This window comes from Kriegella aquimaris (assembly GCF_900103215.1).
Lineage (GTDB): Bacteria > Bacteroidota > Bacteroidia > Flavobacteriales > Flavobacteriaceae > Kriegella > Kriegella aquimaris.
In genome coordinates, this window is sequence record NZ_FNGV01000020.1 from 49,122 (window position 1) to 62,789 (window position 13,668).

Here is a 13,668-nt window from a genome sequence, read left to right on the forward strand (position 1 = left end):
CCGGACGGATATATAGCTGCTTACCCCAAAGGGGTGGTGGCAATAGATGTAATGCCATTTGTAGGAGTGGAAAAAAATAATTGTATGTAATCGTCGTAAAAAAGCATACTTCTTTGAAAGCCTCAAAAGTACTACTTTTGAAGTGCTAATCAAATGTTCTGTAAAAATTTTATAGAATATCCAACATTTACTTAAATTTTTTGACGAATGAAGCTTTTTAATGCCCAACAGATATATGCCGCTGATAAATCAACAATAGCCAGCCAACAAATTACAAGTGACGAGCTTATGGAGCGGGCCGCCGTTCAGCTATTCAATTGGCTGCACTTGCGTCTACAGGGAGCGTCGGTAAAGATTCATTTGTTTTGTGGAATAGGAAATAATGGTGGAGATGGTATTGCGCTTGCCAGACATCTGCAGGATCACGGATACAATATTGGCGTGTACGTGGTAAATTATAGTAAAACACGCTCAGATGATTTCTTGATTAATTTAGATCGGCTAAAAGAACGAAAAGTATGGCCTATTTTTTTAGAGGAAGGTTCGGCACTCCCTGAAGTCGGTCGCGATGATATTATTGTAGATGCGATTTTCGGTATTGGTCTAAATCGGCCCCCAGCAGCTTGGGTCGTTAATTTGATGCGATATTTGCATAAGTCGGAAGCTTTGGTGCTTTCAGTGGATATCCCTTCGGGACTATATATGGACAATGTTCCCAAAGAGGAAGATGCGGCTGTAAAGGCGAATTATGTATTGAGTTTTCAAGCTCCGAAGCTCGTATTTTTTCTCCCTGAAACGGGTATTTACATGGAACACTGGGAGGTTTTGGATATTGGTTTGGATCAAAAGTTTCTATCTGAGCTAGAAACGGAGTATCGCCTTATTGGTAAAAATGAAGTGTTGTCTCACTACCTGCCTCGAGAGAAATTTGCACATAAGGGCACGTATGGGCATTCATTGATCATTGGTGGTAGTTATGGTAAAATTGGAGCGGTTGTGCTGTCGGCCAAGGCTGCCCTTCATTCAGGTAGCGGATTAGTGACTGCTTATGTGCCTGAATGTGGGTATACGATTCTTCAGACAGCGTTACCCGAAGCAATGGTTGTTGTAGATGTTGATAAAAAGAATATTTCGAATATAGATTTTGATATTTCCCCTAAGGTTATTGGACTTGGAGTAGGTTTGGGGAAAGCAGCCTCCACGGTAAAGGCGTTATCCGATTTTCTGAGTGAAAATAAAATACCATTGGTTATTGATGCCGACGGATTGAATATCCTTTCTGAAAATCAGGCATTATTGAAAAAAATGCCAGCGAAGACCATTTTAACCCCGCACCCCAAAGAATTGGAGCGCTTGATAGGGAAATGGGAAAATGATTTTGATAAGTTGAAAAAGGCCAAAGATTTTTCTAAAAAATATGATTGTATTATTGTCATAAAAGGAGCACATACTATTACACTTTATGGCGAAAAAGGATATGTGAATACTACGGGAAACCCAGGGATGGCAACAGCTGGTAGCGGTGATGTATTGACAGGTATCATTACCGGATTGGTAGCACAGGGCTATGAACCTCTTGAGGCGACCATTTTTGGAGTATATCTTCATGGTAAGGCCGCTGATTTGACCGTAGAAAATACCGGTTATCAAGCACTTACCGCTACAGGTATAATTGATGGTATCGGTGAAGCTTATTTAGATTTGTTCAAGACCCCCGAGGAACCTCAAGTGCAGAACGAACAATCGGAACAATAGTAATAGTGTGAATTTAGCCTAGCAGAGCGGTCTGCCTGCGCTTAGGGGCCATAGTTTCCCTTTCTAGTGGAAACTTATGGCCGTGGTCTTAGTCCGATGATTATTTTCCTTTGACCCTTCTTTTAACCCAAGTCAGGGCATTATCGTATTCTATAAAAAACTTCATGGGCTTTTTATAGAATAGCTTTTCAATCTTAAAGTTGTGCATATCGATCTCCTTTATGGAAACAATAGCAAAGGCTTTAAGATTGTCCAATTGTCTCAGATATGAGTAAACGGTAGGGTCTACGGCATATGAATGTTTCCGAAGGCTTATATATCCAAAATTCTTTTCACGGAAGTGAATTTCTGAAATTCCAATTATTTGATACGTTCTTTCTAGGGTAAGGGTGGCACCTTCTTCGAAAATAGCCACCATATAATCATCATAAACTTGAATTTTTCCAATCTCGAGTTGATACTCCCTAACAACAATCGTTTTTTTCGGTTGCCCCACTTTCATTTCATGTATTTTATTGTGTCTGTGACGAAAGTAGCGGTAAGTACTGTTCTACGATAAAAAATTAGATTAAAAGCTTAAATATCGTTTATACTGCTTTTAGAGGATAACTGCCGTGTTTTATTTCTTACTTGCTTAATATTGAACATAAAAAAAGGGAGTCATTTCTTATGACTCCCTTGTTCCCAATTTCTTACGAAATTTTATGTTTTCGACGATTTTTCAGCTTTCTTAATTTTGATGGTAAGCTCGTCTTTTTTGGAATCTAAGTCCATGAAAATACTATCGCCTTCCTCGAGTTTCGAGTTTACGATTTCCTCTGCCAAAGCATCTTCAATATACTTTTGAATAGCTCTTTTGAGCGGTCTGGCCCCGTATTGTTTGTCAAAACCTTTTTCTGCAATGTAATCTTTCGCTTTTTCGGTAAGATTTAAGTTGTATCCTATATCTTTTATGCGTTCAAATAATTTATGCAGTTCAATATCGATAATCAAGTGAATATCCTTTCTTTCTAATGGGTTAAAGACTATAACGTCATCAATTCGATTCAGAAATTCGGGAGCGAATGCTTTTTTCAAGGCATTTTCGATAACACTCTTTTGGTGGGTGTCTGCTTGGGCCTTTTTTGCAGAAGTACCAAAACCTACACCTTGGCCGAAGTCTTTCAACTGTCGTGCACCAATATTCGAGGTCATAATAATAATTGTATTTCTGAAATCGATTTTCCTTCCAAGACTATCGGTAAGAAAACCATCATCCAATACCTGCAACAGCATGTTGAAAACATCGGGATGCGCTTTCTCGACTTCATCTAACAAAATTACGGAATAAGGCTTGCGACGGACCTTTTCGGTCAATTGACCACCTTCCTCGTATCCGACATATCCTGGAGGTGCCCCTACTAATCTAGAGATGGCGAATTTTTCCATATACTCGCTCATGTCTATTCGAATAAGTGCATCTTCCGAATCGAACAATTCTTTGGCCAATACTTTTGCCAATTGTGTTTTACCTACACCGGTCTGTCCTAGGAATATAAAGGAACCTATCGGCTTATTAGGATCTTTAAGTCCTGCTCTATTGCGCTGAATGGCCTTGGCGACTTTGGAAACCGCTTCATCTTGACCAATCACATTAGTTTTGATTAGTTGTGGCAGCTCGGCCAGTTTGTTGCTCTCGGTCTGTGCAATTCGATTTACAGGAATACCGCTCATCATAGAAACCACATCGGCCACATTGTCTTCGGTAACGATTTCTTTGTGCAATTTGCTATCTTCTTCCCATTTTTCTTGAGCTACCGCCAATTCTTTTTCGAGTCTTTTTTCATCGTCCCGTAATTTGGCTGCCTCTTCATATTTTTGCTTTTTAACAACGCTGTTCTTAAGTTCTCGAACATCTTCCAGTTGTTTTTCGAGTACCAAGATTTGTTTGGGAACATCCATGTTCACAATATGAACTCTCGAACCGGCCTCATCTAAAGCGTCAATGGCCTTGTCGGGAAGAAATCTATCCGTCATGTAGCGGTTCGTTAACTTTACGCATGCGACAATCGCCTCGTCAGTATAATTGACGTTGTGGTGATCTTCGTATTTTTCTTTGATATTTTTAAGTATCTCAATGGTTTCACTTACCGTAGTAGGTTCTACGATTACTTTTTGGAAACGACGCTCCAATGCCCCGTCTTTTTCGATATATTGTCGGTATTCATCCAAAGTAGTTGCTCCAATACATTGTATTTCACCCCTTGCCAAAGCAGGTTTGAACATGTTTGAGGCATCGAGGCTGCCTGTAGCGCCACCGGCTCCCACGATCGTATGAATCTCGTCGATAAAGAGTATTACGTCATCGTTCTTCTCAAGTTCGTTCATTACCGCCTTCATACGTTCTTCGAACTGTCCTCGGTATTTGGTGCCTGCGACCAATGAGGCCAAATCTAAGGTTACAACACGTTTATTGTAAAGTATGCGCGATACTTTTTTATTGATAATGCGTAAGGCCAGACCTTCGGCGATGGCACTTTTGCCAACACCTGGTTCCCCTATCAACAATGGGTTGTTCTTTTTTCTTCTACTTAATATTTGTGAGACTCTTTCTATTTCTTTTTCTCTTCCTACAACCGGATCCAATTTATTTTCTTCGGCCATGCGTGTAAGGTCACGTCCGAAATTATCCAATACGGGAGTTTTCGATTTTTTGTTGCCTTTTTGCGTAGAAGCACTGCCAAAAGTACCTTCCTTGCCTTCGTTGGCATCATCGGAATCACTTGGAAACGAATCGGAAGTAGGAGCATCTACAATGTCGTCGTCGCTTGTAATCATAAATTTAAACTGTTCTTTGACCCCGTCATAATCAACTTTGAGCTTATGCAAAAGCTTGGTAGTCGGGTCATTTTCATTTCTTAAAATACAGAGAAGCAAGTGCGCGGTATTGATCGATGAACTTTGAAAAAGCTTTGCTTCTAAAAAGGTAGTCTTCAAGGCGCGTTCCGCCTGTCTTGTCAAGTGTAAGTTTTTTTTGTCTTTTTGTGAACCGCTGGGGTTTGGGTTCGAGGGACTAAGAATTTCTACTTTTCTTCGCAAATGGTCTAAATCAACCTCCAGAGCATCTAAAATGCTTATTGCTTTTCCATTTCCATCGCGTAATAAGCCAAGCATTAGATGTTCGGTTCCAATAAAATCATGGCCCAATCTAAGTGCTTCCTCTTTGCTGTACGCAATCACGTCTTTTACCCTCGGTGAAAAATTATCATCCATAAAATTATCCTTTCAACCATAAAATTAGTAAATCTAGGTCAATCTTGGGCAAATACCGTACCTATTATTCGACAAAGTTGATCGAATTGCCGAAAAAGCGATAGATTACAGAATAATTAACAATCTTATTATCAAACAATCATGGCGACATAAGTGTTAATAAAATTTTGAATAAAGTATGTGATATATACTTAAAAAGTAACGATTTTACGTATATTGGCATGCTTTTTTAACCTAAAAAAAACAGAAGATTTTACAATGGCAGAAGGAGAAAAATTGATACCGATCAACATCGAAGATGAAATGAAATCTGCCTACATCGATTATTCGATGTCGGTCATTGTGTCACGTGCACTGCCAGATGTACGCGACGGATTAAAACCAGTACACAGACGTGTGCTTTTCGGTATGCACGAATTGGGTGTGCGTTCGAACAGTTCACATAAAAAATCTGCCCGTATTGTCGGGGAGGTTTTAGGTAAGTATCACCCTCACGGCGATACTTCGGTTTACGATGCTATGGTACGTATGGCCCAAGAATGGAGCCTTCGCTATATGTTGGTAGACGGGCAAGGTAACTTTGGTTCTGTTGATGGTGATAGTCCTGCCGCAATGCGTTATACGGAAGCCCGTATGCGAAAAATTGCCGACGATATGCTTGCGGATATCGATAAGGATACGGTCGATCATCAATTGAATTTTGATGACTCTTTAAAAGAACCGACCGTGTTACCTACAAGGGTGCCTAACCTTTTGGTCAATGGAGCTTCGGGAATTGCGGTTGGTATGGCTACGAATATGCCTCCCCATAATTTATCTGAAGTTATCGACGGAACTGTTGCTTACATTGACAACAATGATATTGAAATCGATGAGCTAATTACCCATATTAAAGCTCCTGATTTTCCAACAGGTGGAATAATTTTTGGTTACGACGGTGTAAAAGAAGCCTTTCATACGGGAAGAGGTCGTGTGAAAATTAGGGCGAAGGCCATCATCGAAGAAGTTCAGGGTAGGGAGTGTATCATTGTCACCGAGATTCCATATCAGGTGAACAAGGCCGATATGATCAAAAAGACGGCCGATCTTGTAAATGAAAAGAGAATCGAAGGAATTGCTACTATTCGTGACGAGTCGGATCGAAAGGGAATGCGCATCGTGTATATTCTAAAAAGGGATGCCATACCGAATATTGTGCTCAATATGCTGTATAAATATACGGCATTGCAGTCTTCTTTCAGTGTGAACAATATCGCACTGGTCAATGGTCGTCCCCAATTGCTGAATGTAAAGGAGATGATTCATTATTTTGTGGAACATCGTCATGAGGTAGTTGTTCGTAGAACCAAGTTTGAACTTAAAAAGGCCGAAGATAGGGCCCATATTTTGGAAGGCTTGATTATAGCCTCTGATAATATTGATGAGGTAATTGCCATTATTAGGGCATCTTCCAATGCCGATGAAGCGCGGGCAAATTTGATGGAACGCTTTAAGTTGACCGAAATACAGGCAAAAGCTATTGTAGAGATGCGGTTGCGTCAACTTACAGGTCTTGAACAGGATAAACTAAGGTCAGAGTACGACGAAATAATTAAGACCATTGCCGATTTAAAAGACATATTGGAAAGGAAAGACCGAAGAATGCAAATCATAAAGGATGAGCTTCTCGAGATTAAAGAAAAGTATGGTGATGAACGGCGTTCTGAAATCAACCTTGCCGGTGGTGATTTGAGTATAGAAGATATGATTCCTGATGAACAAGTTGTCATCACGATATCACATGCGGGTTACATTAAAAGAACACCATTATCCGAATACAAGACTCAAAATAGAGGCGGCGTAGGTCAGAAGGCCTCTTCGACCCGGAATGAAGATTTTCTTGAATATCTGTTTGTTGGTACCAATCACCAGTACATGTTGTTCTTTACGCAAAAAGGAAAATGTTTCTGGATGCGCGTATACGAGATACCCGAAGGTAGTAGAACATCAAAAGGAAGAGCTATACAGAACCTTGTCAATATTGAACAAGACGATAATGTAAAAGCCTTTATCTGTACACAGGACCTTAAAGACGAAGAATACGTGAACAACCATTATGTTATAATGGCCACGAAAAAAGGAATCGTGAAAAAGACTTCTTTGGAACAATATTCAAGACCTCGTCAGAATGGTATTAATGCTATCGGTATTCGAGAAGACGATGAGTTGCTTGAAGCTAAATTAACCACTGGAACAAGTGAAATATTCTTAGGTCTTAAGTCGGGTAAAGCCATTCGTTTTGAAGAAGGAAAGACACGGCCAATGGGCAGAAATGCTTCCGGAGTACGGGGTATTCGTTTGGCCGATGATAATGATGAGGTAATCGGTATGGTATCGGTACACGATTTTGACGAAGATATACTGGTAGTTTCAGAAAATGGTTATGGAAAACGATCTAGCATTGAAGATTATCGGGTCACTAACCGAGGTGGTAAGGGTGTTAAAACAATATCCATTACCAAGAAGACAGGTGGCCTTGTAGCTATAAAAAATGTATCAGATTCGGATGACCTTATGATCATAAACAAATCAGGTATCGCCATTCGCATGAGCGTCGAAGACCTTAGGGTGATGGGGCGCGCTACACAGGGTGTCAGACTTATCAATTTAAAGGATAACGATTCGATAGCGGCGGTGGCAAAAGTGATGAAAGACGAAGATGACCTGTCTGAAGCCGAGGTGCTGGATATCGAGGTAGAGACTGAAGATGGCACGGCTCTTGATAAAGAAAGTAACGACGATTCTGAAGAATAATCATTAAACACTAATTATTACTTTAATACAATTGAAAATGAAAACTAAAATTTTAATACTAGCCTCCATGTCTTTTGTGATGGCCGGATATGCTCAGAAAAATGAGATTAAGACGGCCGAAAAGGCTTTAAAGGACGGGAATGCCGCCGCGGCAAAAACTGCCCTTGATGGAGCTTCAGGGATGATTTCTGGTGCAGATGAAAAAATGCAGGCACAATATTATTTTGTTCGTGGAAAGGCGTATGCCGATTTAGCAAAAAAAGGTGATAACGCCGCATTTGATGAGGCTGTCTCTTCTTTTAAAAAGGTTATCGAGGTAGAGGAAAAAAGTGGAAAAGCGAAATATTCAGATGAAACAAGACAGCATTTGGGTACTTTGACCGCTGATTTAGTAAATTCTGCAGTCGAGGATAATGCGAATGAAAAATTCAAAGAGGCTGCGGAGAAGTTGTACATGAGTTATAAGATTAGCCCGAAAGACACAATCTATTTATACTATGCGGCGAGTAGTGCAGTCAACGGAGGGCATTACGAGCCGGCATTGGAATATTATGAGGAACTTCAAAGCTTAGGTTATGACGGAAGCGGAGTCACTTATAAGGCAACCAATGTTGCGACTGGTGAAGAGGAGGAAATGGATAAAACACAACGTGATTTAATGGTGAAGTCAGGTACCTACAAAGATCCAAAAGATGATAGGGCTCCTTCCAAGAAGGCGGAAATCGTTAAAAATATAGCTTTAATATATACCCAATTAGGTCAAGACGACAAGGCATTGGAAGCGTATAAAGCTGCAAGAGCGAATAACCCAAAGGATGTGAATTTAATTTTGAATGAAGCCAACCTGTATTACAAGATGGGGGATAAGGATAAGTTTAAGGAACTTCAGGCAGAGGCAGCAGCTTTAGCTCCCGATAATCCAGATTTACATTATAATATGGGTGTAATCAATATGGAGCAAGGTAATTTGGAAGAGGCTAGGGCCGCTTACAAAAAGACATTGGAAATCAATCCTGGGTATACCAATGCGCAACTAAATTTGTCTACAACCTATGTAAACGAGGGCAATGGATTGATTGATGAGATGAATACATTAGGAAATTCAAAAGCTGATATTGCTCGTTACGACGAACTGAAAGAGCAAAAGGATAGTTTGTTCAGACAAGGGGCAGATGTATTGGAAGAGGCTTTAAAAACCAATCCTGATAATCAAGGGATATTGACCCAGCTCAAAAATATCTATGGAGCTATGGGCGATAATGAAAATTTTATGCGCGTTAAGAAATTATTGGGCGAATAAGTTTTTTAAAGTGTTTAGAAATAGAAAAACCTCGACAATATAGTGTCGGGGTTTTTTTATATGATCTTTTTGATAACCCTTAAATTATGGGTGTAAGTTCCTATTTCTTTATTGAAAATGCCTGTATGGTCTAATCGATCGATACGTACTTTGCCATGGGAATGAATAATGTAATTATTCTCCATAATTAACCCTACATGGTGTATGATTCCATCCGAATTATCGAAAAAAGCCAAGTCACCTGGCTCACTTTCCTCTATAAAACTGAGTGCACACCCCTGTGTGGCTTGTTCAGAAGCATTTCTGAACAACTGATAACCATTAATTTTATATACCATTTGAGTAAAACCCGAACAATCGATGCCAAATGGAGTTTTTCCTCCCCAAAGATAGGGGGCGTTCAAGTATAGCAAAGCGGTTTCAATGAGGTTATTCCTATCCTTTTTTCCTTTGACACTGGCGCCATCGAATCTGTATTGTAAAAGCGTGGTATTTTGAATGGCCGATCCCAGTACGATTGGTATGAGAACGGAACCATTTTTTTCGACAATGGATATCAGTTCCGAAGAATATGTAGTACTGCCATTATTTTCTAAGGCATTGTATTCGTCTTGCTCTATGATGCTTATCTGATTGGTACTGACCCAGCCCTCTGAATTATCGAAGGCCATTCTGATTTTACACCAGAACTTACGTCTTTCCAAAATTTTGAAATGTTCACCAAATAACAATTGGGAAATCAGTTCAGAGGTATCATCGGAAATTGCTCTAACGGGCACAGTACTTAGGTGGCAAATACCGTATTGCATAAGTTCTGCTTAGTTTCTATCTAAAATTAGTGCAGAAGCTCCTCCACCGCCATTACATATGGCAGCTGCCCCAATTTTTGCATTATTCTGTTCGAGCACGTTTAATAAGGTAACGATGATTCTTGCGCCTGAGCATCCCAAGGGATGGCCTAAGGAAACGGCCCCACCATTTATATTTACATTAGTATCTGAAAGGCCTAATAACTTCATATTAGCCAAGCCTACAACTGCGAAAGCTTCATTGAATTCAAAATAATCTATTTGATCCATGGAAATGCCTGCCTTGACTATAGCCTTGGGCAATGCTTTGGCAGGAGCGGTCGTAAACCATTTCGGTTCTTGGGCAGCATCGGCATAACTTCGTATGGTGGCCAGAGGTTTTAGGTTGAGCTCCTTGGCTTTATTGGCGCTCATCAAAACAAGAGCCGCAGCACCATCATTTATTGTGGAAGCATTGGCCGCAGTTACGGTGCCATCTTTGGAGAAAGCGGGGCGTAACGCGGAAATCTTTTCCATTTTCACGTTTTTGAATTCTTCGTCTTCAGAAACCAATAGCGGTTCACCTCGACGTTGGGGTACGGAGACAGGAACTATTTCGTTATCAAATTTTCCTGAGGCCCATGCCTCGGCAGATCGCTGGTATGATTGTATGGCAAAATTGTCTTGGGCCTCACGGCTGAATTCGTACTTTTCGGCACAGGCGTCTGCACAAACACCCATAGCATTTTGGTCATAGGCATCAACAAGACCATCTTTCTGCATTCCGTCAATCAAGGTCGCGGGTCCAAATTTTTGCCCTGTGCGCATATAAACATAATGGGGAATAAGGCTCATGTTTTCCATTCCTCCGGCTACTGCAATGGTAATATCTCCCAATTTGATTGCCTGGGCTGCTTGCATCACCGCTTTCATTCCTGAGGCACATACTTTGTTTGTCGTCGTGCAGGGTACGGTATCAGGTATACCTGCCAAGAGTGCAGCTTGTCGTGCAGGTGCCTGGCCAGTGCCGGCTTGCACGACATTGCCCATAAATACTTCGTCTACTAGGTTAGGGTCAAGATCGATTTTCTGTAAAGCACCTTTAATTGCGGTAGCACCCAATTGAGTAGCTGGTATTGTAGATAACCCACCCATGAAACTACCAATGGGGGTTCTGACTGCCGAAACTATAACAACATCGTTCATAATCAAAGGTATTACAATTGCGAAAATAATAAATTAAAACACAAAGATGTTGGTAATGGCTTCAAAAGCATTCCATGAATTTATATTTTTCTATTTTTGAGGATACCTATCTTCATAATGCGAAAATTCTTGGATAAAGTTTATAAAAATCAATCGCTGATCTATAAGTACATTCTGTACATCGCCTCTATTTGTTGTATTGTATTTTTCTTTCCAAAAGGAGGTAAGTTCAAGTACGAATTTCAAAAAGGAAAGCCATGGCAGTATGAAAATCTATATGCCCCCTTCGATTTTTCGGTCAAGAAGAGCGATGCTGAAATTTCGGAAGAGCAACGTGCTATTAAGGAACAGCGGACCGATTATTATAGATTCGACGATAGCATTGAAAAAAAGGTATATGAAGATTATGAATTAAAATTCCAATCAACTTTTTCAACGACGGATTTTAATGATAATCAAAAGCTTACGCTAAAGGATGTTGGGGAGAGTATTTTAGATGCGATCTATAGCCGCGGTGTTATTGCTGAATTTGCAGGTGGACGTATGGATAACCAAATCTATTTGGTGAAAGACAACGAGGCCAAACGTATCAATTCCGGGGATCTCGTCCTTTTTAAGGATGTTGAGAACATAGTAACAAAGAGTCTTAACGACAAGGATCTTGGTGGTTTCAATTCCTATTTCCAAGATTTCTTTTTTGATTTGATCGAACCCAATGTGTTTTATGATAAAAGTTTATCTGAAAAAGCATTGGAAGACCAGCTTTCAAAAGTGTCCTTGACCCGTGGTGCGGTCGATGCAGGTAAACTAATTGTTGCCAAGGGCGAAGTGGTCGAGGCCGAGAACTTAAAGATTTTAAATTCATTAAGAGACGAGTACCAATCGGAACTATGGACCGCCAATAATTATTATTTCATTCTCTTCGGATATACAATTTTGGTTGCTTTGGTGTTGATGATGTTGTTTCTTTTCTTAAAAAGGTACAGGGACGGGATTTTTAGCAACAATACGAAGGTCACATTTATTTTCTTCAACATACTACTGATGGTTTTTGTGACCACTTTAGTTGTGAAGTACGATGAGGCGTATGTTTTTGTTGTTCCACTATGTATTCTTCCCCTGCTTTTAAAAACATTTTTCGATGCTAGACTTGGGCTTTTTGTACATGTGCTTACCGTTCTGATTTTAGGTTTTGTAGTGCCCAATAGTTTTGAATATATTTTTCTGCAGATTATTACCGGCATCGTAACTATATTGACGGTGTCTGAATTGTATAAGAGAGCTAATCTCTTTATTTCCGTAGGACAGATTACCCTGATCTATATTGTTGGTTATTTGGCCTTCCATATCATCCATGAAGGCAATTTAGACAACATACAATGGCTCACAGTGGGGTTGTTCTTGCTCAATGGTATGATAACGCTGTTTGTACAGCCCTTGATCTATGTTTATGAGAAGGTATTCGGTTTAGTGTCCGATGTTTCGTTATTAGAGCTTTCCGACACGAATTCCAAATTGCTGAAAGAACTTTCAAATAGGGCGCCGGGTACCTTTCATCATTCGCTGCAAGTGGCTAATTTGGCGGAAGCGGCTGCAAATGAAGTGGGCGCGAATGCTATGTTGGTGAGGGTTGGGGCACTTTATCATGATATCGGTAAGATGGTAAGTCCGACATACTTTACGGAAAATCAAATCACCAATGTTAACCCGCATGACGAGCTTTCACCGAAGGAAAGTGCAAAAATTATCATCGATCATGTAATAAATGGCATTGAGATAGCCCGAAAAAATAATCTTCCCGACCGTGTTATTGATTTTATCAGATCTCATCACGGAACTACGTTGGTCTATTATTTTTTCAAAAAGCAACAAGATCTCGAAAACGATGTAAACGAAGATGATTTCAGGTACCCCGGGCCCATACCTTTTTCTAAGGAAACGGCTATTTTAATGATGGCCGACTCGGTAGAAGCTGCTTCGAAAAGCCTTAAAAATCCAACATTTTCGGTTATTGATGAATTTGTGGATAAAATCATTGCCGGACAGATGAAGGCTGACCAATTTTTGAACGCCAATATAACATTCAAAGAGATTCAACTTATAAAAAAGGTCTTTAAACAAAAGTTGACGAATATCTATCATTTGAGAATCGAATATCCGGAATAACTGCAGCTTTAAAATAGTAGTAAAAAAAACCAAAAAATAGTTGCGTCATAGAATTGGAAAAAGTACATTTGCAACCGCGTTTCAGGATGCTAGTTCATTGAAGAAATAAATAGGAGAGGTGCCGGAGTGGTAACGGAGCAGATTGCTAATCTGTCGACGCGCAAGTGTCGCATGGGTTCGAGTCCCATTCTCTCCGCAATTTCTTTTGAAATATTAAAATTTTTACACCTCGGGGTGTAGCGTAGCCCGGTTATCGCGCCTGCTTTGGGAGCAGGAGGTCGCAGGTTCGAATCCTGCCACCCCGACTCAACTGGTTTCATCTAGTTACATAACGTTGCAAATCACCTGATTTGCAACGTTTTATGTTTTTAGAGGGTTCAGATGAAACCTCATGAAACCACATAAAAA

General features: G+C 40.2%; 8 protein-coding genes and 2 tRNA genes. 6 read left to right on the forward strand and 4 right to left on the reverse strand.

What is annotated here, in order from left to right:
- The first annotated feature begins 207 nt into the window (after positions 1-207).
- Positions 208-1,755, forward strand: a complete 1,548-nt coding sequence (locus BLS33_RS23235) for an NAD(P)H-hydrate dehydratase (RefSeq protein ID WP_089895500.1) — start codon at positions 208-210, stop codon at positions 1,753-1,755.
- A gap of 100 nt (positions 1,756-1,855) precedes the next feature.
- Here BLS33_RS23235 and BLS33_RS23240 read toward each other — a convergent pair whose 3' ends face one another.
- Entirely contained in the window at positions 1,856-2,257 is a 402-nt protein-coding gene (locus BLS33_RS23240) for an STAS/SEC14 domain-containing protein (protein ID WP_089895502.1), read from the reverse strand.
- Between the two features lie 200 nt (positions 2,258-2,457).
- Positions 2,458-5,007 (reverse strand): ATP-dependent Clp protease ATP-binding subunit, encoded by a 2,550-nt coding sequence (locus tag BLS33_RS23245; protein ID WP_089895504.1) that lies wholly within the window; start codon positions 5,005-5,007, stop codon positions 2,458-2,460.
- Between the two features lie 258 nt (positions 5,008-5,265).
- Between BLS33_RS23245 and gyrA the strand changes: the two genes are divergently transcribed.
- A complete protein-coding gene (gyrA, locus tag BLS33_RS23250; protein WP_089895507.1) occupies positions 5,266-7,800 on the forward strand; it encodes a DNA gyrase subunit A in 2,535 nt (844 codons plus the stop codon).
- Positions 7,801-7,837: 37 nt separating this feature from the next.
- A complete protein-coding gene (locus BLS33_RS23255; RefSeq protein WP_089895509.1) occupies positions 7,838-9,100 on the forward strand; it encodes a tetratricopeptide repeat protein in 1,263 nt (420 codons plus the stop codon).
- Between the two features lie 56 nt (positions 9,101-9,156).
- Here the strand turns inward: BLS33_RS23255 and BLS33_RS23260 are convergent, their stop codons facing one another.
- Complete coding sequence (locus tag BLS33_RS23260) at positions 9,157-9,909, reverse strand: C40 family peptidase (protein ID WP_089895512.1); 753 nt, start codon at positions 9,907-9,909, stop codon at positions 9,157-9,159.
- A 9-nt stretch (positions 9,910-9,918) separates the two neighbouring features.
- A complete protein-coding gene (locus tag BLS33_RS23265; protein WP_089895514.1) occupies positions 9,919-11,094 on the reverse strand; it encodes an acetyl-CoA C-acyltransferase in 1,176 nt (391 codons plus the stop codon).
- 117 nt (positions 11,095-11,211) lie between these two features.
- Between BLS33_RS23265 and BLS33_RS23270 the strand changes: the two genes are divergently transcribed.
- The 3 genes from BLS33_RS23270 (at position 11,212) to BLS33_RS23280 (ending at position 13,565) form a co-directional block, all read left to right on the forward strand.
- Entirely contained in the window at positions 11,212-13,260 is a 2,049-nt protein-coding gene (locus tag BLS33_RS23270; RefSeq protein ID WP_089895517.1) for an HD family phosphohydrolase, read from the forward strand.
- 112 nt (positions 13,261-13,372) lie between these two features.
- Positions 13,373-13,456: transfer RNA gene (locus BLS33_RS23275), tRNA-Ser, on the forward strand.
- A gap of 34 nt (positions 13,457-13,490) precedes the next feature.
- Positions 13,491-13,565: transfer RNA gene (locus tag BLS33_RS23280), tRNA-Pro, on the forward strand.
- Positions 13,566-13,668 lie beyond the last annotated feature (103 nt).

Bases quoted from the DNA above. Each gene is read 5' to 3' on its own strand.
- BLS33_RS23270 (WP_089895517.1), top strand. From the start codon at position 11,212: ATGCGAAAATTCTTGGATAAAGTTTATAAAAATCAATCGCTGATCTAT.
- BLS33_RS23260 (WP_089895512.1), bottom strand. From the start codon at position 9,909: ATGCAATACGGTATTTGCCACCTAAGTACTGTGCCCGTTAGAGCAATT.
- BLS33_RS23265 (WP_089895514.1), bottom strand. From the start codon at position 11,094: ATGAACGATGTTGTTATAGTTTCGGCAGTCAGAACCCCCATTGGTAGT.
- gyrA (WP_089895507.1), top strand. From the start codon at position 5,266: ATGGCAGAAGGAGAAAAATTGATACCGATCAACATCGAAGATGAAATG.
- BLS33_RS23240 (WP_089895502.1), bottom strand. From the start codon at position 2,257: ATGAAAGTGGGGCAACCGAAAAAAACGATTGTTGTTAGGGAGTATCAA.
- BLS33_RS23235 (WP_089895500.1), top strand. From the start codon at position 208: ATGAAGCTTTTTAATGCCCAACAGATATATGCCGCTGATAAATCAACA.
- BLS33_RS23255 (WP_089895509.1), top strand. From the start codon at position 7,838: ATGAAAACTAAAATTTTAATACTAGCCTCCATGTCTTTTGTGATGGCC.
- BLS33_RS23245 (WP_089895504.1), bottom strand. From the start codon at position 5,007: ATGGATGATAATTTTTCACCGAGGGTAAAAGACGTGATTGCGTACAGC.